This window comes from Streptomyces sp. NPDC008086 (genome assembly GCF_042957325.1).
In the GTDB taxonomy this organism is placed as follows: domain Bacteria; phylum Actinomycetota; class Actinomycetes; order Streptomycetales; family Streptomycetaceae; genus Streptomyces.
Window position 1 is genome coordinate 14,544 of the sequence record NZ_JBIBIA010000005.1, and the last position, 22,353, is coordinate 36,896.

Here is a 22,353-nt window from a genome sequence, read left to right on the forward strand (position 1 = left end):
CCTTCGGGCCTCGTCCTCAAACGCCGGACGGGATGGGGGGTGCCGGGCGGGCTGGGGTGCCTGGGGCGACTGTGAGAGGAGCCTCGGTTCGTTGTTGAGCGTTGGGTGGGCTGGTCGTGGGCGGATTGGGGGAGCGCCCGGGGGGTGGGTCAGGAGAAGCCTGATGCTTTGAGGATGGCCTGGGTTGTTGCGTCGTCGATCTGGTGGGCCAGTTGTTCCAGTACGTCGGTGCCTTCGAGGAGGGTGCCGCGTTCACGGGAGCGGCGGACTCCGGTGTCGAGTTCGTGCCAGAGGAGGGGGTTGGCGATGAGGACGCGGGGGTCCAGGTCGAGGCGGTAGCCGTCTGTGTCGCGGAGGGTGAGGAGGGCGGTGACGCGGCCGTGCCGGCGTACGGCGACGAGTTCGTCGGTGCGTACGGTCTGGCGGCGTAGGAGGCCGCGGACCTCGAGCCAGCCGGGGCCGGCGGTGACGCGCTGGGGGAAGAGGATCGTGAAGAGCAGGGCGGTCAGGGCCAGCCAGAGGAGGGTGCGGGCGGGGGTGAGGGTCTCGCCGTCCAGGTCGACCAGGAGGGTCATGCCGAGGAAGAGCAGGGCGCAGCCCAGGGCGAACCGGGCACTGCCACGCCAGTGCCGGTCGCCGGTCGGGGTCGGACGCGGTCCGTATCCCTGCACAGTGCCGACGGTAGGGGTGCGGGCGCCCGAACGACCCCGTGCCTGCGGTGCTCTGACGCCTTACGGCGCAACCTTGACGCGATCCTGATGGGCGCGCCCGTTTCAGCCGGTGTGGACGCGGGGTCGGCGGTCCCGGTCCGGCTCGGCCTCGCGCAGCACCTCTCGGGTGACTGGGGCGACCTCGCCCTGGCCGAAGAGGAAGAAGCGCAGGAAGTTGGTGAAGGGGTTGCCCTCGGTCCACTCGAAGTAGATGTGGGGTATCCGGTCGGTGGTGTCGCGGACGTGGAGGAGGAGGGCGGCCAGGGCGTTGGGGATGGAGGAGGACTCCAGGGTCAGGACGCGGTAGCGGTTGTGCAGGACCTCGCCGCGTACGGTCAGGCCCGCCTCGAACTCGGACGGGTCGGTGACAGTCACCTCGACGAAGACGAAGTCCTCCTGGTCCGGGATGTCGTTGTCGGCCCGGATCTGCTCGATCTTGTCGCGGTACTCGGCCTTGTCCCGCCGGTCGGGCTCATTGGCGATGAGGCGGATCCTCCGGCTGGCCATATCTCTGACGAAACGTTCCGCCATGCCGTCGAGCGTCACGTCGGTCACGCGGAGCTCGAAGGCCCGGGCCAGCCTGGACAGGAGGGAGACCAGGATGATGCCGGCGATGAAGCAGGCGCCGATCTTCACGCCGTCGGGGCGTTCGATGACGTTGACGACGGTGGTGTAGAGGAACACCGCCGAGATGACCGCGAAGCCGATGAACCACTTCCGCTGGCCGGCCTCGCGGGCCGCGATGGTCACGGCGATGGCGGCGGAGCTGATGAGGACCAGCACGCCGGTGGCGTAGGCGCCGCCCTGGGCGTCGACGTCGGCGTCGAAGATCCAGGTGACCAGGAAGGCGACCAGGGTGAAGACGATGACCATCGGGCGGACGGCCCGCGCCCAGTGCGGGGCCATGCCGTAGCGGGGCAGATAGCGCGGCATCAGGTTGAGCAGGCCGGCCATGGCGGAGGCACCGGCGAACCACAGGATGGCGATCGTCGAGACGTCGTAGATCGTGCCGAAGGCGCCACCGAGGTACTCGTGCGCCAGGAACGCCAGCGCGCGGCCGTTGGCCTGTCCGCCCGACTCGAACTCCTTCTCCGGTATCAGCAGCGTGGTGATGAAGCTCGTCGCGATCAGGAAGCAGCTCATGATCAGTGCGGCGGTGGTGAGCAGCTTCTTCGTGTCCCGGATCCGGCCCCGAGGGTTCTCCTCGGTCTCGCCCGGGTCGCCCTTGACGTGCGGCATCACCGCGACGCCGGTCTCGAAGCCGGACAGGCCGAGCGCGAGTTTGGGGAAGACGATCAGGGCCACGCCGATCATGACGAAGACGTTGCCGTGCTCGGCCGTGAGGGCGTTGGACCAGTCGGTGACGACGTGGCCCTCGGTGACGACGTGGTACAGGCCGACGGCCACCACGACGGCGTTCAGCGCGAGGTAGGCGCCGACCAGGGCCACGGCGACGCCGATCGCCTCCAGGAAGCCCTTGAGGAAGACCGCGCCGAGCAGGGCCACCAGGATCAGGGTGATCAGCATCTGCTTGTCGTGCAGGGCGCTGTTCAGATGCGGGTTCTCGACCAGGTGTGTCGAGGCGTCGGCCGCCGACAGGGTGATGGTGATCAGGAAGTCGGTGGCGGCGAAACCGAGCAGGGTCAGGACGAAGAGCTTGCCCTTCCAGAAGGTCAGCAGCCGCTCCAGCATCGCGATCGAGCCCTGGCCGTGCGGGCTCTCCTCGGCCACGCGCCGGTACACGGGCAGGGCTCCGGCCAGGGTGACGATCACGAGGACGATCGTGGCGATGGGGGACAGCAGGCCGGCCGCGAGGGCCGCGATGCCCGGCTGGTAGCCGAGGGTCGAGAAGTAGTCGACGCCGGTGAGGCACATGACGCGGTACCAGGGCTGGCCCTTGTGCTCCTGCTCAGCCTCGGTCTCGGTCTGCTGTTCCTCGTGGCCGTGGTCCTTGCCCATGTCGGACAGGCCCTCCAGCATCCAGGCGCGCAGGCGACTGGGCGGGGGGTGTTCGGTCGTGGCCATCGGCGTGCTCCTGATGTGCGGGTCGGCGCGTGGTTCCGGCCATCACGCGGACGGCGGCACCAGCGTAAGCAGAGAGTGACGCACGGGCCCACGGATCGGGGCGCTGCGGGCGTCAAGCTTCCGTTAAGACTCGGCATGTCCGCGGCGGGCGCTATATGAGATGCGCGGTTCGGTGCTGGTCGGGGGGTGGCTGGGCCCGTCGGGCCTGGCTGGGCTGTGTGGGGGGACGGGTGGACGGCCTGCCCGCGCGGGGTGGGTACGCAGCGTGATCGCGTGTGCGCCGCTTGGCGGGAGGGGGCTTGTGCGGCGGGGCCGACCGGGGGTGATCGCAGGCGCGCGCGGGACGCGCGTCAACGCGGCGTCAAGGTCGGCCGGTTGGCGGGCGATGAACGCGCGAGGAGGGGCGGGGAGCGGCGGGATCCGGACAGAGCCCGGGTGCGGCACGCCCGGCCGTCTCGCGGTGCCCGCTCGTCGTACGGAGGAGCCCGCATTCCCTGTCCGGCCTGACCACCGAGCCCCGGGGGGTCCCTCGCCGCCGAGGAGCCGCCGGCGTCGGCGTCCGGCGAACGGCATCGGCTCACCGCCGTCACCGGCCTCGCCGCCCTGTCCCTCGGCGCCAGGGCGTCGGTGGCCTACGGGCCCGAGGTGATCTCCGGGGCCGAGTGGGACCCGGGGTGCCGCTGGTCCGGCTGACTTGTGAGCGGCGCGGTCCGGGCCGGCCCGTCGCCGCCCACGTCCGTGCCGTCACGGCCTCCGAGGCCGTCACGGCCTCGGAGCCGGCCTCCCGGGTCACCGTGCTGATCACCGAGACGGAGCGCAGGCGGGGGCGGCTTCCGCGGAACCAGTGGGGCGCCGTCGTCGCGCACGCCGTTCGGCGAGAGACCGACGCGGTGATCTGCCGACTGCGGTTCCGCCCGCCCTGACAGGCGCCGCCGACCGACCCGCTCCCACCCGACTCGCTCCCACCGGGTCCGCGTGACCCGTGCCGCGTATGAGTCCCGTCAAGGCCGCGCAGAGCGCCGTAAGGGACCCGTCAACGGCGGCCGAATCCGGCCGTACGAGCTGTTTCCTCTAGACGTCGCTGTCCGAACCGAACCCCACTCCAGGAGTCCACGATGGCCGATCTGGCCTTCGGCGTCGTCACGATCGCGTGCTTCGCGCTGGTGGCTGTCGTCGCCAAGGGGGTGACCAAGCTGTGACCGCCGAGAACGTCGTCGGCCTCGTCGTGGCCGTCGCCCTGCTGGGCTATCTCGTCCTCGCCCTGATCTTCCCGGAGAGGTTCTGAGCACAGCCATGGGTCCCGTAACCGCAGGCGTCCTCCAGTTGCTCGCCCTGATCGGCGCGCTGGCCCTCCCCTACACACCCCTGGGCACCTACATGGCCAGGGTCTACTCCGCCGACCGGCACTGGCGCGTCGAGAGGTGGATCTACAAGGGCATCGGAGCCGACCCCGACACCGAGATGCGCTGGCCCGCCTATCTGCGCGGGCGTTCTCGCCTTCTCCGTCGTCGGCGTGCTGTTCCTCTACCTGTTGCAGCGGCTCCAGGCCGTCCTGCCCGGTTCGCTCGGCTTCCGGTCCATCGACCCGGACCAGGCGTTCAACACCGCCGTCTCGTTCGTCACCAACACCAACTGGCAGTCGTACTCCGGCGAGCAGGCCATGGGCCACGTCGTGCAGACGGCCGGCCTCGCCGTGCAGAACTTCGTGTCGGCTGCCGTCGGCATCGCCGTCGCGGTGGCCCTCGTGCGCGGGTTCGCCCGCTCGCGTACCGGTGAACTCGGCAACTTCTGGGCCGACCTGGTGCGGGGTGTCGTCCGCGTTCTCGTGCCGCTGGCGGCCGTCGCCGCGGTCGTGCTCGTCGCCTGCGGTGCGATCCAGAACTTTTCCGGCATCCACGAGGTCGGGCAGTTCATGGGCGGCCTACAGCAGTGGAACGGCGGCGCGGTCGCCTCGCAGGAGGCGATCAAGGAGCTCGGCACCAACGGCGGCGGCTACTTCAACGCCAACAGCGCCCACCCCTTCGAGAACCCCACCCCGTTCTCCAACCTCTTCGAGATCTTCCTGATCCTCGTGATCCCGTTCGCCCTGACCCGCACCTTCGGCCTCATGGTCGGCTCGGTCAGGCAGGGCTACGCGATCCTCGCGACGATGGCCACCATCTGGATCGGCTTCACCGCCCTGATGATGTGGGCCGAGTTCGCCCACCACGGCCCGGCGTTCGACCTCGCGGGCGGGGCGTACGAGGGCAAGGAGGTGCGTTTCGGCGTCGGTGCCTCCTCGATCTTCGCGACCTCGACCACGCTCACCTCGACCGGTGCGGTGGACGCCTTCCACTCGTCGTTCACGGGTCTCGGCGGCGGCGTCGCCATGCTCGGGATGATGCTGGGCGAGATCGCGCCCGGCGGTACCGGCTCCGGCCTCTACGGCATGCTGATCATGGCGGTCATCGCGGTGTTCATCGCCGGTCTCATGGTCGGCCGTACGACCGAGTACCTGGGCAAGAAGATCGGCTCCCGCGAGATCAAGCTCGCGGCCTGCTACATCCTGGTGACCCCGGCGCTGGTGCTCGTCTTCACCGCGCTCGCGATGGCCCTGCCGACCCCGGCGAACTCCATGACCAACAGCGGGGGGCGCACGGGTTCTCCGAGATCCTCTACGCCTATACGTCGGCCTCCAACAACAACGGCTCGGCCTTCGCCGGGCTGAACGCGGACACGCAGTGGTTCAACAGCACGCTCGGCCTGTGCATGCTGTTCGGCCGCTTCCTGCCGATGGTGTTCGTGCTGGCGCTGGCCGGCTCGCTCGCCGAGCAGCGACCGGTTCCGGCCACCGCGGGCACCCTGCGCACCGACAAGCCCCTGTACGCGGGTCTGCTGGTCGGCACGATCATCGTCGTCACCGGTCTGACGTACTTCCCCGCCCTGGCGCTGGGTCCGCTGGCCGAAGGGCTGGCGTGATGAGCACCGACGTAACGAATCACGAGGACTCCATGTCCACAGCCACTCCGACCCGGGCGCCGCACAGCGACGTACCGACCGGGCACAAGTCCCCCGAAGGCCGTGTCGGCGCGGGTCTCTTCGAACCGAAGCAGCTGGGCAGGTCATTGCCGGCCGCCTTCCGCAAGCTCGATCCGCGGGTGATGGTCAAGTCGCCCGTGATGTTCGTGGTGTGGATCGGGTCGGTACTGACGACGGTCTTCTCCTTCACGGACCCGGATGACTGGTTCGGCTGGACGATCAGTGTCTGGCTGTGGCTGACCGTGGTCTTCGCCAACCTGGCGGAGGCCGTCGCCGAGGGCCGCGGCAAGGCCCAGGCCGACACGCTGCGCAAGGCCAAGACCGACACCGTGGCCAGGCGGCTCGACGGGTCGGCCGAAGAGCGCGTGCCCGGCACCGAGTTGCGGATCGGCGACCTGGTCGTCTGCGAGGCGGGCGACGTCATCCCCGGCGACGGCGACGTCGTCGAGGGGGTCGCGTCCGTCGACGAGTCGGCGATCACCGGTGAGTCGGCGCCCGTCATCCGGGAGTCCGGCGGCGACCGCTCGGCCGTCACCGGCGGCACGAAGGTCCTCTCCGACCGGATCGTCATCAAGATCACGACGAAGCCCGGCGAGACCTTCATCGACCGGATGATCAACCTCGTCGAGGGCGCGGCCCGGCAGAAGACGCCCAACGAGGTCGCGCTGAACATCCTGCTCGCGTCCCTGACCATCGTCTTCCTGCTCGCCTGTGCCACGCTGCCGCCGCTCGCGGCCTACGCGGGCACCAAGCTGACGATGGTCGTGCTGGTCGCCCTGCTGGTCTGCCTGATTCCCACGACCATCGGCGCGCTGCTCTCCGCGATCGGCATCGCGGGCATGGACCGGCTGGTCCAGCGCAACGTCCTCGCCATGTCCGGCCGGGCCGTCGAGGCCGCCGGCGACGTCTCCACGCTGCTGCTCGACAAGACCGGCACCATCACGCTCGGCAACCGCCGGGCGGCCGAGTTCGTGCCGGTGAACGGGACCACGGAGGCCGAGGTCGCGGACGCCGCGCAGCTGTCGTCGCTGGCCGACGAGACGCCCGAGGGCCGTTCCGTCGTCGTACTGGCGAAGGAGAAGTACGGCCTGCGCGAGCGCCACCAGGGCGAGTTGACCGGCGCCGAGTGGATCGCCTTCACCGCCCAGACCCGGATGTCCGGCGTGGACGTCGACGGGCGCAAGATCCGCAAGGGCGCCGCCGGTTCCGTCGTCGCCTGCGTGCGGGAGCAGGGCGGCACGGTCGCCGAGGACGCGGACCGGCTCGCCGACCGCATCGCCGAGGCCGGCGGTACCCCGCTGCTCGTCGCGGTCGAGGACGCCGACGGAGCGCGGGTGCTGGGCGTCATCCACCTCAAGGACGTCGTCAAGGACGGCATGCGGGAGCGGTTCGAGGAACTGCGCCGGATGGGCATCAAGACCGTCATGATCACGGGCGACAACCCGCTGACCGCCAAGGCCATCGCCGAGGAGGCGGGCGTCGACGACTTCCTCGCGGAGGCGACCCCCGAGGACAAGATGGCGCTGATCAAGCGGGAGCAGGCCGGCGGCAAGCTGGTCGCGATGACCGGGGACGGCACGAACGACGCGCCGGCCCTCGCGCAGGCCGACGTCGGGGTGGCGATGAACACCGGCACGTCGGCCGCCAAGGAGGCCGGCAACATGGTCGACCTCGACTCCGACCCGACCAAGCTCATCGAGATCGTGGAGATCGGCAAGCAGCTGCTGATCACGCGCGGTGCGCTGACGACGTTCTCGATCGCCAACGACGTCGCCAAGTACTTCGCGATCATCCCGGCGCTGTTCGCGGCCGTCCACCCCGGCCTGGACAAGCTCAACATCATGGGCCTGTCCTCGCCGGACTCCGCGATCCTGTCGGCGGTCGTCTTCAACGCGCTGATCATCGTCGCGCTGGTGCCGCTGTCCCTGAAGGGCGTGCGGTACCGGCCGGTCAGCGCGGACCGCATGCTGCGCCGGAACCTCACCGTCTACGGGCTGGGCGGACTGGTCGCGCCCTTCATCGGCATCAAGCTCATCGACCTGCTCATCTCTCTCATCCCCGGCCTGTAATTCTTCAGAAGCGTGGTGAACCACCATCATGAACAACTCCGTTGTGAACACCGGTCGGTTGCTGGCCGCGGGCCTGCGGGCGCTGCTGGTGTTGACCGTGCTCACCGGCGTGCTCTATCCGCTGGCCGTCACAGGCGTGGCCCAAGCCCTCTTCCACAACAAGGCGAACGGCTCGGAGATCAAGGCGGACGGCAAGGTCGTCGGTTCGTCGCTGATCGGTCAACAGGGCTACAGCCTGGACTACTTCCAGCCCCGCCCCGCGAACGGACTGGGGGTGAACTCGGTCAACACCCAGTACCGGCTGATCCTCTCCGGCGCCACGAACCGCTCCGGTGACAACCCCGAGCTGATCAAGTGGGTGAAGGAGGCGAAGGCCAAGGTCGTCAAGGACAACTCCACCGCCGACCACAAGGTCCGACCGGCCGACGTGCCCGCCGACGCGGTGACGTCCTCCGGCTCCGGACTCGACCCCGACATCTCGCCGCGGTACGCCGATCTCCAGGTCCACCGGGTCGCCGAGCGGAACGGCCTCACCGTCGCCCAGGTACGCAGGCTGGTCGAGCAGCACACCGACGGACGCGCCCTCGGCTTCATCGGGGAGCCGCGCGTGAACGTCCTCGAACTCAACGTCGCGCTCAGGGCACTGACCGAGGGCGACTGACCGATGACCCGGGTGCTGGTCGTGGAGGACGATCCCCGGCTGGTACGGGCACTCGCGATCACCATGCAGGCACGCCGGTACGGAGTGGACGCGGCGCCCGACGGCACCACGGCCCTCCGGCTGGCGGCCGCGCGTCAGCCGGACGTCGTCATGCTCGACCTCGGCCTGCCCGACATGGACGGGCTCGACGTCATCAGGGCGCTGCGCGGCTGGTCCCCGATGCCGATCCTGGTGCTGTCGGCCCGGCGGGCCTCCGCCGAGAAGGTGGCCGCACTCGACGCGGGCGCCGACGACTACGTCACCAAGCCCTACAGCATGGGCGAACTCATGGCCCGGCTGCGGGCCGCCGTCCGCCGTACCGAGGTCACGTCCCCGGCCCCGGGGACGCCGCACGTGGAGACGGCCGGGTTCACCATCGACCTGCCGGCCAAGAGGGTCCCGCGCGTCCACATGGCCCAACTGCGCAGAAGACTCGAGGCGGACCCCGCACACCCCCGCCATCTCATCACCGAACCCGGCACGGGTTACCGCTTCGAAGGGTGAACATGGCACGCGGCAAGCTTCGGATCTACCTCGGTGCGGCACCGGGCGTCGGCAAGACGTACGCGATGCTGTCCGAGGCGCACCGGCGCGTCGAACGCGGTACGGACTGCGTGGTCGCCTACGTGGAGCACCACGGCCGGCCGCGCACCGAAGTCATGCTGCACGGCCTGGAGCAGACCCCGCGCCGGGAACTGGAGTACCGGGACACCTCCTTCACGGAGATGGACATCGACGCCGTGCTGGCCCGGCGCCCCCGGGTGGCGCTCGTGGACGAGCTGGCCCACTCCAACGTCCCGGGCTCGCGCAACGCCAAGCGCTGGCAGGACGTGGAGGAGCTGCTGGCGGCCGGGATCGACGTCATATCGACCGTCAACATCCAGCACCTGGAGTCCCTCGGCGACGTCGTGGAGTCGATCACCGGCGTCCGGCAGCAGGAGACCGTGCCCGATGAGATGGTCCGCCGGGCCGACCAGATAGAGCTGGTCGACATGTCGCCCCAGGCCCTGCGGCGGCGCATGGCCCACGGCAACATCTACCGGCCCGACAAGGTCGACGCCGCCCTCTCCAACTACTTCCGCCCCGGCAACCTCACCGCGCTGCGCGAACTGGCCCTGCTCTGGGTGGCCGACCGGGTCGACGAGTACCTCAACGCCTACCGTAGCGAGCACGAGGTCTCCACGATATGGGGGTCCAGGGAGCGGATCGTCGTCGGGCTCACCGGCGGCCCGGAAGGGCGGACGCTGATCCGCAGGGCCGCGCGGCTGGCGGAGAAGGGTGCCGGCGGCGAGGTGCTGGCCGTCTACATCGCCCGCAGCGACGGGCTGACGTCGTCGTCACCGAAGGAACTGGCCGTGCAGCGCGAGCTGGTGGAGGACCTCGGCGGCACCTTCCACCACGTCGTCGGCGACGACGTCCCCAAGGCGCTGCTCGACTTCGCGCGCGGAGTGAACGCCACCCAGATCGTCCTCGGCGTCTCCCGCCGCAAGAGCTGGCAGTACGTCCTCGGACCCGGCGTCGGCGCCACGGTCGCCCGGGACTCCGGCCCCGACCTCGACGTCCACCTGATCACCCACGACGAGGCGGGCAAAGGGCGCGGACTGCCCGTGGCCCGGGGAGCGCGCCTCGGCCGGTCCCGGACCGTGCGGGGCTGGCTCGTCGGCGTGCTCGGGCCGGTCCTGCTCACCCTGCTGCTGACGCATGTCGCCCCCGAAGTCGGCCTCGCCAACGACATGTTGCTGTACCTGACACTGACCGTCGCGGCGGCGCTCCTCGGCGGCCTGCTGCCGGCACTGGCGTCGGCGGTGGTGGGCTCGCTGCTGCTGAACTGGTACTTCACCCCGCCCGTCCACACGCTGACCATCGCCGACCCGAAGAACATCGTCGCCATCGCGATCTTCGTCGGAGTGGCGGTGGCGGTGGCCTCCGTGGTCGACCTCGCCGCCCGCCGCACCCACCAGGCCGCCCGGCTGCGGGCCGAGTCGGAGATCCTCTCCTTCCTCGCCGGGAACGTGCTGCGCGGCGAGACCAGCCTGGAGGAGCTGCTCGAACGCGTCCGCGAGACCTTCGGCATGGTGTCGGTGGCGCTGCTGGAGCGGGAGAGCGACGTGGCCCCCTGGACCTGCGCGGGCAGCGTGGGCCCCCGCCCCTGCCGGAGCCCCGAGGAGGCGGACGCCGACATGCCGGTCGGCGACCACATGGCCCTCGCGCTGACCGGTCGTGTCCTGCCCGCCGAGGACCGGCGGGTGCTCGCCGCCTTCGCCGCCCAGGCCGTCGTCGTCCTGGACCGCAGGCGGCTGCGGCACGAGGCCGGCCGGGCCAGGGAACTGGCCGAGGGCAACCGGATCCGTACGGCGCTGCTGGCCGCCGTCAGCCACGATCTGCGCACCCCGCTCGCCGGGATCAAGGCGTCGGTCTCCTCGCTGCGTTCGGACGACGTCGAGTGGTCCGAGGAGGACCGGGCGGAGCTGCTGGAGGCGATCGAGGAGGGTGCCGACCGCCTCGACCACCTGGTCGGCAACCTGCTGGACATGTCCCGCCTGCAGACCGGCACGGTCACGACGCTGATCCGCGAGATCGACCTCGACGAGGTGGTGCCCATGGCCCTCGGCGGAGTCCCGGAGGACAGCGTGGACCTGGACATCCCCGAGACCCTGCCCATGGTCTCCGTGGACAAGGGCCTGCTGGAGCGCGTCGTCGCCAACGTCGTGGAGAACGCCGTCAAGTACAGCCGCCAGGACGAGCCGGTACTGGTTGCCGCCAGCGCCCTCGCCGACCGCGTCGAGGTGCGGGTGGTCGACCGCGGGCCGGGCGTCCCCGACGACGCCAAGGAACGCATCTTCGAGCCCTTCCAGCGCTACGGCGACGCTCCGCGCGGCGCCGGAGTCGGCCTCGGCCTCGCCGTCGCCCGCGGCTTCGCCGAGGCCATGGGCGGCACGATCAACGCCGAGGACACACCCGGCGGTGGGCTCACCATGGTGCTGAGCCTGCGGATGGCGCGGGGGCGGAACCCGGGGGAGCCGGAGACGCCGGCCGCGGTCGCTTCGTAGCGGCTCGGCAGTGGTCCGGTCGGTCGCTTCAGGGACGCCGGCGCTCCGCACCGTCAGCATCCCGTCAACGTCCGACCGAACTCCGTCAGCATCGCGTCATGGGGCATGGGGGACCCCGCCGCACCGGGCATAGCGTCGGTGACGAGCCCCGGTCCGCCTCCCCGCGTCCGGGGCTGTCAAGGCACTCGCCCGTCCCTCACGGAGGCACCCCATGGCAGACATCCTGTCCGACGAGGACCCCGAGCCCTCTGATCGGTTCCCGGCCGGCCCCCTGTACGTTCCGGTCCGGCCGGGACCCGCCGCCTGCGCGGCCCGCCTGTTCCGCACGCCCCTCGGCGACCGTACGGCCGTGGGGTTCACCTCGCTGCGGCGGCTGACCGCGACACTCGGCCCCGACCAGCCCTGGATCCGGCTCGCCGAGCCGGCCCTGCGCGCCTTGACCGCGCCCCTCGGCGTCACCACGGTCACGGTGGACCCCCAGTTCCACGCGCCCGCCCCGGCCCCCACCACGCCGGCCGACGCCGAGCCCGTGCGACAGCGGCCACCGGCACGGCGGTTCACGCTGCAGGGGGACCCCCGATGACCACCCTTCACGACCCCGCCGTCACCGCCTCGGCCGACGCGCTCTCGGTGTGGCCCGCCTCGGCCGCCGAGCCCCGGCCGGGCGAACTCACCGTCGGCGGGGTGCCGCTGGCCGAGGTCGCCGACCGCTTCGGTACGCCCGCCTACGTGCTCGACGAGGGCGAGGTGCGCGAACGCTGCCGCACCTACCGCCACGCCTTCCCAGAGGCCGACGTCCTCTACGCCGCCAAGGCCTTCCTGTGCCGGGCGATGGCCCACTGGGTGGCCGAGGAGGGCCTCGGTCTCGATGTCTGCTCGGCCGGTGAGCTGGAGCTCGCGGTCACCACCGGGTTCCCGCCGGAGCGGATCGTGCTGCACGGCAACGCCAAGTCGCCGCGCGACCTGGAGATCGCGCTGCGCCTCGGGGTCGGGCGGGTCGTCATCGACAGCCCGTCGGAGATCGCCCGGCTGGCCGCCGCGGTCGGGCCGGACGGCCACCAGAAGGTGATGGTCCGCGTCGTGCCCGGTATCAGTGCCGGCGGTCACGACAAGATCCGGACCGGTACCGAGGACCAGAAGTTCGGGCTGTCCATCAGGGACGGGTACGCCCAGCACGCCATCGCCCGGATCCTGGACCAGCCGCAGCTCCGACTGACCGGTCTGCACTGCCACTTGGGCTCCCAGATCACCGGCGTCAAGCCCTACATCGCGGCCGTGCGGCGCATGGTCGGCCTCATGGCGCGGCTGCACGAACGGCACGGTCTTGCCCTGCCCGAACTGGACCTGGGCGGCGGCCACGGCATCGCCTACCGCCCCGGCGAACCGGCCCTGGACCTCACCGCCCTCGCCCGCAAGGTGCGTGCGGAGCTGGCCGAGGCGTGCACGGCGGCCGGGCTCGCCGTGCCCCGCCTCGTCATCGAGCCCGGGCGGGCCGTCGTCGGCCCGGCAGGCGTCGCGCTGTACCGCGCCCTCGCCGTCAAGCGCACCGGCCCGCACACGTACGTGGCCGTCGACGGCGGCATGGGCGACAACCCCCGGCCCGCGCTGTACGGGGTCCGCTACGCGCCCCGGCTGGTGGGCCGGCACAGCACCGCGGCCCCGGCCCGGGTGACCGTGGTGGGCCGGCACTGCGAGGCCGGTGACATCCTCGCCGACGACGTCGAACTGCCCGGCGACATCAGGCCCGGGGACCTGCTGGCCGTCCCGGCCGCCGGCGCCTACCACCTGTCCATGGCCTCCGGTTACAACCTGGTCGGCCGCCCACCCGTGGTCGCCGTGAACGACGGCCGGGCCCGGCTGCTGGTCCGCCGCGAGTCCCTGGAGGACATCCGCAGCCGCGACGTAGGTGTTTAGAGGGCCGCGTAAGGTTCGCCAGCTGGATCGAATGTTTCGTTCTGCCTCGACGGCTGACTCCGTATTGACGATCAGCGAAAGATTCACCCTGTCCAAGGGGTTGCCACCGTTTGAAAGCTGTCTCTAGGGTGCGGCAGCAACGCAGCTTTCTGGATCAGGATCGAAACTTTCGAGGAGCGCATGATGGGCGACCCGGGACTGTCCCGCAGAGGCTTCCTGGCGGTCTCCGCCGCGGCCGGTGTGGGCATGACGGCGCTGAGCGGTTGCGGTGGCGACTCGGAGGGAGCGTCGTCGGACGGCACGACCACCATCGAGTGGTGGAACATCTCCACGACCGAGCCGACGAAGAGCGTCTGGGCGGCGCTGGCCAAGAAGTTCGAGGCCCAGAACCCCAAGGTCAAGGTGAAGATCGTCCAGCTGGAGAACGACGCCTACAAATCGAAGATGACGGCCCTGACCGCCTCCGGGAAGCTCCCCGACATCTTCCACACCTGGGGCGGCGGCGTCCTGAAACAGCAGGTCGAGGCCGGCCTCGTCGAGGACCTCACCGACCGCACCAAGGACTTCGCCGAGGGACTGCTGCCGGTCGCCAAGGAGCCGTACCTCCTCGACGACAAGGTGTACGGCATCCCGTTCGACATCGGCATGATCGGCTTCTGGTACAACAAGGCGCTCTTCAAGGACGCGGGCATAGCCGAGCCGCCGGCCACCTGGAGCGCGTTCCTCGACGCCGTACGGAAGCTGAAGGCGAAGGGCACCACCCCGCTCGCCCTCGCCGGCAAGGAGAAGTGGCCCGGCATGTACTACTGGGCCTACCTCTCGATGCGCACCGCGGGCGCCTCCGCCCTCCAGAAGGCGTACGACGACAAGGACTTCACCGGCGACCCGTTCGTCCAGGCCGGACAGCACCTCCAGGAGCTGGTCGACCTCCAGCCGTTCCAGAAGGGCTTCCTCGGCGCCGCCTACTCCAGCCCCACCGGGCAGGCCGCGACCGTCGGCAACGGCAAGGCGGCGATGGAACTCATGGGCCAGTGGGCCCCGGTCGTGCAGGCCGACGCCGGCAAGGGCCTCGGCGACGACCTCGGGTTCTTCCCGTTCCCCGCGGTCGACGGCGGCAAGGGCACGATCACCGAGGTGTTCGGCGGAGGCGGCGGACACGCCCTGCGCAGCGGGGCCCCGCAGGCCGCCGTCGACTTCCTGAAGTTCTTCGCCTCCGAGGCGACCGACGTGGAACTGGTCAAGAAGACCGGCGTCCTCCCGGTCGTCCCCGCCGCCGAGAGCGCCATCACCGACCCCAACATCAAGGCCGTACAGGCCCAGTTGAAGGCCACCACCGGCTTCCAGCTCTACCTCGACCAGGCCTACGCGCCCGCCGTCGGCCAGGAGGTCAACGACAGCGTCGCCGGGCTCATCGCCGGCTCCAAGTCGCCGCAGCAGGTCGCCGAGTCGATCACGCAGACCGCGAAGGAAGAGCAGTAGCCGGCGATGACCTCCACGTTCCTGCCGTCCGCCGACAAGCAGCCCGGCCCCGGCGTCGACCGCCCGCCCCCGACGGCCGGCGCGGCCCGGGGGCGGGCCCGGCGCCGACTGCTGCACTGGCTCACCGCGGTCGGCTTCCAGGTGCCCGCGCTGGTGCTCTTCCTCGTCCTGGTTCTGCTGCCGATGCTGTTCGCCCTGTACGCGGCCTTCTTCCGCTGGGGCGGCTTCGGCATGCCGTCCGACTACATCGGCGCCGACAACTTCACCCGCCTCCTCGACGACCCCGTCTTCCTCGGCGACCTGTGGCGCTGCCTGGTCCTGGTCGTGCTGTCCCTGGCGATCCAGCTGCCGTTCGCGCTCGCCATGGCCGTACTCCTCAACCAGAGGCTGCGCGGCCGGGCGCTCTACCGGATGCTGTTCTTCGGCCCGTACGTCCTGTCCGAGGCGATCACCGGCGTCCTGTTCGGCATGATCTTCGCCCCCGACGACGGCCTCGCCGACCAGATCCTCGGCGGCGTCGGCCTCGACGGGCTCGGCGGCGAGTGGTTCGCCGACCCCTCCACCGTGATGGCCACGCTGTTCCTGGTCATGACGTGGAAGTACTTCGGCTTCCACATGATGCTCTATCTGGCCGGACTCCAGTCCATCCCCCGGGAGTTGACCGAGGCCGCGCTCATCGACGGCGCGAGCGCCTGGCAGCGCTTCCGCAACGTCACCCTGCCGCTCCTCGCGCCCACGCTGCGGATCAGCGTGTTCCTGTCCGTCATCGGGTCGATCCAGCTCTTCGACCTGGTCTGGGTGACCACCGCGGGCGGACCCGACCACCACTCCGAGACGATGGCCGTGACCCTGTTCCAGTACGGCTTCAAGCGTTACCAGGTCGGCTACGCCAGCGCGATCAGCGTGGCCATGTTCGGCATCAGCCTCGTCTTCGCCCTCGCCTACCAGCGGTTCGTGCTCCGCCGCGACCTCCAGGGAGCCACCACGACGATGCGGGGAGGCGGCAAGTGACGGCAAGGCCGGACAGGCGGCGCAGGAGGAACCTGCCGCTGCACGTGGTCCTCGTGTTCGTCGGCGCGGTGATGGTCGTGCCGCTGCTCTACGCCGTGCTGTCCGGCTTCAAGTCCACCGACGAGCTCTCCCGCAACCCGGTCGGCCTGCCCGAGTCCTGGGTGACCGGCAACTACACGGACATCCTCGGCTCGGGGGACTTCTGGCGACTGATCGGCAACAGCACGCTGATCGCGATCGGTACGACCGTGCTGGTCGTGGCGGTCTCCGCGCTGTCGGCGTTCTCCTTCGCGCGGTTCGCCTTCCGCGGCCGGGAGGGACTGTTCACCCTCTTCACGATGGGCCTGATGTTCCCGTTCGCGGTGGCGGCCCTGCCCCTGTTCCTGCTGCTGCGCTCCATGGACCTGCTGGACAACCCGCTCGGCGTGATCCTGCCGCAGGCCGCGTTCGGACTGCCGATGACCATCATCATCCTGCGCGGCTTCTTCCGGGACATCCCCGGGGAGCTGGAGGAGGCGGCCACGCTCGACGGGTGCAGCTCCTTCGGGTTCTTCTGGCGCGTGCTGCTGCCCATGGCGCGGCCCGCGCTGGGCACCGTCTCGGTCCTCGCCGTCGTCACCAGCTGGAACAACTTCTTCCTGCCGCTGCTGGTGTTCACCGACTCCACCTGGTGGACCATCCCGATCGGCGTCCAGCAGTTCCAGGGCCAGTACTCGGCGGACTACGCCCGCGTCTTCGCCTACCTGGTGCTGGCCATGGTCCCCGCACTCGCCTTCTACTCGGTCGCCGAGCGCCAGCTCGTCGGCGGCCTCACCGCCGGCGCCACCAAGGGGTGACGCGCAGGCGGACGTACGGCTACCCACACATCCGCACCGTGAGGAGTCGCACCATGCGCAAGAACCGTCTCAGACTCGTCGGCGCCCTCGCCGCGCTCCTGGTCGCCGCAGGGATCGGCGCGGGACCGCCCGCCCAGGCACGGCACGAGCCGCCCACCCTCGCCGACCTCGCCCAGCGCCACGGCCGCTACTTCGGCAGCGCGACCGACAACCCCGAACTCGTCGACGAGCCGTACAAGGCGCTCCTCGGCAGCGAGTTCGACCAGATCACACCGGGCAACGGCATGAAGTGGTACGCCACCGAGCCCGAGCAGGGCGTGTTCGACTTCTCCAAGGGCGACGAGATCGTGGACCTCGCCCGCGCCCACCACCAGAAGGTGCGCGGCCACACTCTCGTCTGGCACAGCCAGCTGCCCGGCTGGCTCACCGGCCGCGAGTGGACGGCGCCCGAGCTGCGGGCCGTACTGAAGAAGCACATCCAGACCGAGGTGCGGCACTACCGGGGCAAGATCTACGCCTGGGACGTCGTCAACGAGGCCTTCAACGAGGACGGCACGTACCGCGAGACGGTCTTCTACAAGACGCTCGGCCCCGGCTACATCGCCGACGCCCTGCGCTGGGCCCACCAGGCCGACCCGAAGGCCAGGCTGTACCTGAACGACTACAACGTCGAGGCGATCGGCCCCAAGAGCGACGCCTACTACAGGCTGGCCAAGGAGCTGAGGTCACAGGGCGTGCCGCTGCACGGCTTCGGCCTGCAGACCCATCTGGCCCTCCAGTACGGCTATCCGACCACCCTGGAGGACAACCTGCGCCGCTTCTCGCGGCTCGGCCTCGACACCGCGCTCACCGAGGTCGACGTACGCATGCAGCTGCCCGCGACCGAGGAGAAGCTGGCCCAGCAGGCCGACTGGTACCGGGACATGACCGGGGCCTGTCTGGCGGTGCGCCGGTGCGTGGGGATCACCGTCTGGGACTACACGGACAAGTACAGCTGGATCCCGGCGTTCTTCCCGGGCGAGGGCGCGGCGCTGCCGTGGGACGAACAGCTGCGGCCGAAGCCGGCGTACTTCGCGCTGCGGGAAGCGCTGAAGTAGCCTCCGGCTACGGTGAGTGACCGTCTCCCGAAACACGTGGGGGCCGGCTCGCAGTCAGGGTCTGCGACCGGCCCCTGGGAGTACGCCGGGCGTTCGTCACTCCGCCCGGTGGTGCGACGCCGGGCAGGCGTCACGCGGCGGTCATCACCTTGCCGGTGCCCAGCGGACGGTGCGGGGCGATGATCTGGCCGTCCGGCAGGAGCTCACCGGTGTCCTCGAAGAGCAGAACACCGTTGCACAGCAGGCTCCATCCCTGCTCCGGGTGGTGCGCCACGAGACGGGCGGATTCCCGGTCGGCGGAGTCGGCTGAGGGGCACGGTGGCTGGTGCTGGCACATGGAGGGGATCTTTCGCTCTGTTGTGACGGGTGGAGTGGATGTCGTGACGGTGGTGGCTGTCGTGTCTGTTTCGCGGCGTGAAACTTCGTTCATGGCCGCCCCCCGTTGTGATTAGTCGGTCGGAACCCAGTGTTGCCCCACGGGCGTCAATCCGCAGGGATTTCGCGGCACCGCTTTCTCACAGGTTGATGACGCGTCGGGCACGTCGGCGGTTCATCCCAACTCCACTGTCACTTCGGGTGGTTCTGCGTGGCCGGATGGGGCTAGTCCGGGTGACCCGGACGCCCTGAGGAGCTCGTTCGAGCGTATTGTCGCTCGCGCGAGCGACACCCTTGCGTATTTACGTCGCTCGATTTCCTGTCGTCCGATACGAGCCTAGTCCCGTGGCCGGACAGCGGCGTACCCCGCCGCCCGGAAACCGGGTGACGGGGTACGGAGGCGCTCGCGCCGGGAGCTGTCAGGCGGGGGAGCCCAGCAGCGGGGGCAGGGGCGGCAGCGGGGCCGATGTCGCCCGGTGGGTCAGCACCGGGAGCAGCTCGGCGACCCGCAGCGGCAGGTGGGCCGCGATGCCGGGCGGGGCCGGGGCCAGCGGCACGAGGATGTCCGTCGCGGCGGGGTGGCCGCCGGCGCCGTCCGCGGTGCAGTCGCCGTGCAGCCACAGGGTGAGCATGTAGAGGCCGGGGAACGACAGCAGGCGCGGCTGGTAGGACTGGGCGATCGTCTCGGCCTGCTGCAGTGCCCGTTCGGTGGACGCGACGTAGGGTCCTTCGAAGAAGTGCGAGAAGGTCCAGCCGTCCGGGGTCAGCCGGGTCTCGGCCGCGGCCACCGCGCGTTCCCCGCAGCGGATCAGGAAGCGCCAGCCGGCCAGCCGGGTCGCGGTCACCCCTGCCGGGGTGATCTCGTCCAGGACGTGCACGGGCAGCGGGAGTTCGGGTGTGGCGGGCCCCTGCGCGGCGCGCAGGGAGGGTGTTCGGGCCTCACTGACCGCGGTGGGCGAGCCGAGGGCGGTGAGGACGGAGCGAAGTGCGGGCGCGGGAGCCGGGGGAACATGCAGCGGCATGGTGGGTCGCCTCTCATTCGGAGAGCCGGTGGCGCGAGGGCGTGACGGGGGCGGACGGCGCTGTCTGCTCACGGAGGTCAGAGAGGCGGGGGCCGGGGTCGGGAAGCGCGAGGGGGGTGAGTGGGGTCTGCCGTGACGTGACGGCAGGACTCCAGGGACCGTGGGCGCCAACCCTCTGCCTTGATTGCGGAGTTTATACGACGAGTGTTCAGACGATGTTTCATCTAGCCGATATCGGTGCACCCGGCAAGGGTTCATTCGGCCGGTGATATGCGGGAATCATCCTGAGTGCCGACCGATCATACGGCGATGACCTCGAAAAATACCCGGGGCGCGGACGGCCAATTCTCGTCGGCGTTTTTCACGAGTTCGTGAGGAGTCCGCAACTGCGGAGTGCCGCATGCCTGGTGAATGTGCCGCCGGTCACGTCCGACAGAGTAGCGGGCGCCGGGTGGAAGCGGGACGTTATCGATCGCTTCCGCTGGGCATCATCCCACCTGACCCGGGAGACCGGCGGCCGTAAACTCGGCCCGCCCATCCGAGGAGGGAAGCTTCGATGGGGGAGAAGGTCGTGGCAGGTCGGTTCGATCTGTCCGATCGCCAGCACTACCGCGAGAAGCTGCGGCGGTGTCTGACGGGCCTGGAGCGGCTGCTGGAGGAGAGGCGGTTCGACCGCCCCAGGAACCTGATGGGGCTGGAGATCGAATTGAACCTCACCGGCGCCGACGGCATGCCGAAAATGCTGAACATGCAGGTGCTGGAGCGGATCGCGAGCCGCGATTTCCAAACAGAACTCGCCATGTTCAACCTGGAAGTGAACATAGCCCCACACCCGCTCCAGGGCCGGGTATTCGACCAGCTCGCGGAGGAACTCCGCACCTCCCTGGCATATGCCGACCGAAAAGCCGGCGAGCTCGACGCGGGAATCGTGATGATCGGCATTCTGCCGACCCTCGACCGGGACGACCTGGTCTCCTCGAACCTCTCCGCCGTCGACCGCTACACCCTCCTCAACGACCAGATCGTGGCCGCCCGCGGCGAGGACTTCACGCTCGACATCGACGGCGTGGAGCACCTGACCTGCACCTCCGGCTCCATCGCCCCCGAGGCCGCCTGCACCTCCGTACAGCTGCACCTCCAGGTCACCCCGGGGCGCTTCGCCGACGTCTGGAACGCCGCACAGGCGGTCGCCGCCGCACAGGTCGCCGTGGGTGCCAACTCGCCGTTCCTGTTCGGACGCGAGCTGTGGCGGGAGTCGCGCCCACCGCTGTTCCAGCAGTCCACCGACACCCGCCCGCCCGAGCTCCAGGCCCAGGGCGTACGGCCGCGCACCTGGTTCGGGGAGCGGTGGATCACCTCGGCGTACGACCTCTTCCAGGAGAACCTGCGGTACTTCCCGGCCCTTCTGCCGATCTGTGACGACGAGGACCCGCTCGAGGTCATCGACGCCGGCGGCACACCGTCGCTCGCCGAACTCGTCCTGCACAACGGCACCATCTACCGTTGGAACCGGCCGGTCTACGGCGTCGCCGACGGCGTCCCGCACCTGCGTGTCGAGAACCGCGTCCTGCCCGCCGGCCCGACCGTCACGGACGTCATCGCCAACACGGCCTTCTACTACGGCGTCGTCCGCGCCCTCGCCGAGGAGTCACGGCCCGTGTGGACCCGGCTCCCCTTCGAAGCGGCCGCCGCCAACTTCGACGCGGCGTGCAGGCACGGCATCGACGCGCGGCTGCGCTGGCCCCGGCGCGGCCGGTACGGCGGGACGGCCGAGGTCGACGCGGTGAGCCTCGTACGCGACGAACTGCTGCCGCTGGCCGAGGTCGGTCTGGACGCGTGGGGCGTCGAGCGGGCCGACCGCGACTTCTATCTGGGCGTCATCGAGGAGCGGTGCCGCAGGCGGACGAACGGCGCGTCCTGGCAGGCGGCCACCTTCCACAAGGCCCTGGAGGCGGGCCTGACCAGGGACGCGGCCCTGGCGGCCACGACCCGCCGCTACCGCGAGCTCATGCACCGCGGCGATCCCGTCCACACCTGGCCGGTCGGCCTGCTGGAGCCGGTGCCGCTGGGCTGACGACCGGCGCGGAGCGGTGCGCAGGGGGTGCCTGGCCTCCTGCGCACCGTCGCGTCGAGGGGGTCGACGTCGCCCGGCCCATACTGATCGGGCAAGCTGTGACGTCCCATGACGGTGGTGCCCCTCCCTGTCGCGGACGAGGCGGAAATACTCACTGGAGGCAGGTGTGCAGGGCGAGGCAGGCCCCATGGCCGAATCTTTTCCGCATGAGCGGCCCTCACGACGGATCCTCCGTGACGAGACGCTGCTCGTCCTGGGCCTGTCGCTCGGCGCGAGCGGAGTGTCCGCCCTGATCAGCTTTGTCGGCTCGGTCACCAAGCCGGGCGGCCTCAAGGACCAGGCGGCCACGCTCAACGCCTCGGCCGCGCCCGGTCGCCCCTGGCTGGATCTCGCGTGGCAGCTGTTCGGGATCACCACCGCCCTGATCCCCGTCGCCCTCGTCGCGCACTTCCTGCTGAGAGAGGGCCGGAGCCTGCGCACCCTCGGCTTCGACCGCACCCGGCCCTGGCCGGACCTCGGCCGGGGAGCGGCCGTCGCCGCGGTGATCGGCAGCACCGGAATCGCCTTCTACCTGGCCGCCCGCGGTCTCGGCTTCAACCTCACCGTGGTGCCCGAGGCGCTGCCCGACGTGTGGTGGAAGTACCCGGTGCTGATCCTTTCGGCGCTGCAGAACGCCATCCTGGAAGAGGTCATCGTCGTCGGCTATCTGCTGCGCCGGCTCGGCCAGTTGGGCTGGACGCCCGGCACCGCGCTGGTGGCCAGCTCCGTACTGCGCGGCTCGTACCACCTCTACCAGGGCATCGGCGGCTTCATCGGCAACATGGCGATGGGCGTGGTGTTCGTGTACCTGTACCGGCGCTGGGGCCGGGTCGGCCCCCTGGTCGTGGCGCACTCCCTGCTCGACATAGCGGCGTTCGTCGGGTACGCGCTGCTGGCCGGGAAGGTCGGGTGGCTCCCGACCGCTTGAGCCGGG

General features: G+C 70.3%; 18 protein-coding genes and 1 pseudogene. 15 read left to right on the top strand and 4 right to left on the bottom strand.

Going from position 1 to position 22,353, the window contains the following annotated elements; translation table 11 throughout:
• Positions 1-149: 149 nt before the first annotated feature.
• Entirely contained in the window at positions 150-671 is a 522-nt protein-coding gene (locus ACFZBP_RS17945; RefSeq protein WP_391414160.1) for a hypothetical protein, read from the bottom strand.
• A 102-nt stretch (positions 672-773) separates the two neighbouring features.
• Complete coding sequence (locus tag ACFZBP_RS17950) at positions 774-2,735, bottom strand: amino acid transporter (RefSeq protein ID WP_391414162.1); 1,962 nt, start codon at positions 2,733-2,735, stop codon at positions 774-776.
• Between the two features lie 662 nt (positions 2,736-3,397).
• Here ACFZBP_RS17950 and ACFZBP_RS17955 point away from each other — a divergent pair.
• From ACFZBP_RS17955 to ACFZBP_RS18015, 13 genes and pseudogenes are all read left to right on the top strand, one after another.
• The gene (locus ACFZBP_RS17955) at positions 3,398-3,658 is read left to right on the top strand and encodes a hypothetical protein (RefSeq protein WP_391414164.1); all 261 of its coding nucleotides are present in this window, start codon (positions 3,398-3,400) and stop codon (positions 3,656-3,658) included.
• A gap of 272 nt (positions 3,659-3,930) precedes the next feature.
• On the top strand, positions 3,931-4,020 hold the full coding sequence (gene kdpF / locus ACFZBP_RS17960; RefSeq protein ID WP_009326374.1) for a K(+)-transporting ATPase subunit F: 90 nt from the start codon (positions 3,931-3,933) through the stop codon (positions 4,018-4,020).
• 8 nt (positions 4,021-4,028) lie between these two features.
• Positions 4,029-5,693 (top strand): annotated as a pseudogene (kdpA, locus tag ACFZBP_RS17965) (potassium-transporting ATPase subunit KdpA).
• Between the two features lie 32 nt (positions 5,694-5,725).
• Entirely contained in the window at positions 5,726-7,822 is a 2,097-nt protein-coding gene (kdpB, locus tag ACFZBP_RS17970) for a potassium-transporting ATPase subunit KdpB (RefSeq protein WP_391414166.1), read from the top strand.
• Positions 7,823-7,850: 28 nt separating this feature from the next.
• Positions 7,851-8,483 (top strand): potassium-transporting ATPase subunit C, encoded by a 633-nt coding sequence (locus ACFZBP_RS17975; protein WP_391414168.1) that lies wholly within the window; start codon positions 7,851-7,853, stop codon positions 8,481-8,483.
• A gap of 3 nt (positions 8,484-8,486) precedes the next feature.
• Positions 8,487-9,026 carry a response regulator gene (locus ACFZBP_RS17980; RefSeq protein ID WP_391414170.1) on the top strand — a complete coding sequence of 180 codons (540 nt, stop codon included), beginning with the start codon at positions 8,487-8,489 and terminating at the stop codon, positions 9,024-9,026.
• Positions 9,027-9,028: 2 nt separating this feature from the next.
• Entirely contained in the window at positions 9,029-11,572 is a 2,544-nt protein-coding gene (locus ACFZBP_RS17985; protein WP_391414172.1) for a DUF4118 domain-containing protein, read from the top strand.
• Positions 11,573-11,783: 211 nt separating this feature from the next.
• Positions 11,784-12,155 carry an SAV_915 family protein gene (locus ACFZBP_RS17990; protein WP_391414174.1) on the top strand — a complete coding sequence of 124 codons (372 nt, stop codon included), beginning with the start codon at positions 11,784-11,786 and terminating at the stop codon, positions 12,153-12,155.
• Complete coding sequence (gene lysA / locus ACFZBP_RS17995; RefSeq protein WP_391414176.1) at positions 12,152-13,486, top strand: diaminopimelate decarboxylase; 1,335 nt, start codon at positions 12,152-12,154, stop codon at positions 13,484-13,486. Before ACFZBP_RS17990 ends, lysA begins: the two co-directional genes overlap by 4 nt.
• Before the next feature lie 183 nt (positions 13,487-13,669).
• Positions 13,670-14,965, top strand: a complete 1,296-nt coding sequence (locus ACFZBP_RS18000; protein ID WP_391415088.1) for an extracellular solute-binding protein — start codon at positions 13,670-13,672, stop codon at positions 14,963-14,965.
• A 6-nt stretch (positions 14,966-14,971) separates the two neighbouring features.
• Entirely contained in the window at positions 14,972-15,976 is a 1,005-nt protein-coding gene (locus ACFZBP_RS18005; protein ID WP_383453488.1) for a carbohydrate ABC transporter permease, read from the top strand.
• Between the two features lie 71 nt (positions 15,977-16,047).
• Complete coding sequence (locus ACFZBP_RS18010) at positions 16,048-16,812, top strand: carbohydrate ABC transporter permease (RefSeq protein ID WP_383453931.1); 765 nt, start codon at positions 16,048-16,050, stop codon at positions 16,810-16,812.
• 53 nt (positions 16,813-16,865) lie between these two features.
• Positions 16,866-17,909, top strand: a complete 1,044-nt coding sequence (locus tag ACFZBP_RS18015) for an endo-1,4-beta-xylanase (RefSeq protein ID WP_391414179.1) — start codon at positions 16,866-16,868, stop codon at positions 17,907-17,909.
• Between the two features lie 130 nt (positions 17,910-18,039).
• Here the strand turns inward: ACFZBP_RS18015 and ACFZBP_RS18020 are convergent, their stop codons facing one another.
• Both ACFZBP_RS18020 and ACFZBP_RS18025 read right to left on the bottom strand, forming a co-directional pair.
• Complete coding sequence (locus ACFZBP_RS18020; RefSeq protein ID WP_030053671.1) at positions 18,040-18,246, bottom strand: DUF5999 family protein; 207 nt, start codon at positions 18,244-18,246, stop codon at positions 18,040-18,042.
• A 457-nt stretch (positions 18,247-18,703) separates the two neighbouring features.
• Positions 18,704-19,306 carry a hypothetical protein gene (locus ACFZBP_RS18025; RefSeq protein WP_383453492.1) on the bottom strand — a complete coding sequence of 201 codons (603 nt, stop codon included), beginning with the start codon at positions 19,304-19,306 and terminating at the stop codon, positions 18,704-18,706.
• 556 nt (positions 19,307-19,862) lie between these two features.
• Between ACFZBP_RS18025 and ACFZBP_RS18030 the strand changes: the two genes are divergently transcribed.
• Both ACFZBP_RS18030 and ACFZBP_RS18035 read left to right on the top strand, forming a co-directional pair.
• Positions 19,863-21,380 carry a glutamate--cysteine ligase gene (locus ACFZBP_RS18030; protein WP_383453494.1) on the top strand — a complete coding sequence of 506 codons (1,518 nt, stop codon included), beginning with the start codon at positions 19,863-19,865 and terminating at the stop codon, positions 21,378-21,380.
• Between the two features lie 187 nt (positions 21,381-21,567).
• Positions 21,568-22,347 (top strand): type II CAAX prenyl endopeptidase Rce1 family protein, encoded by a 780-nt coding sequence (locus ACFZBP_RS18035; protein ID WP_391414182.1) that lies wholly within the window; start codon positions 21,568-21,570, stop codon positions 22,345-22,347.
• Positions 22,348-22,353: the final 6 nt, after the last annotated feature.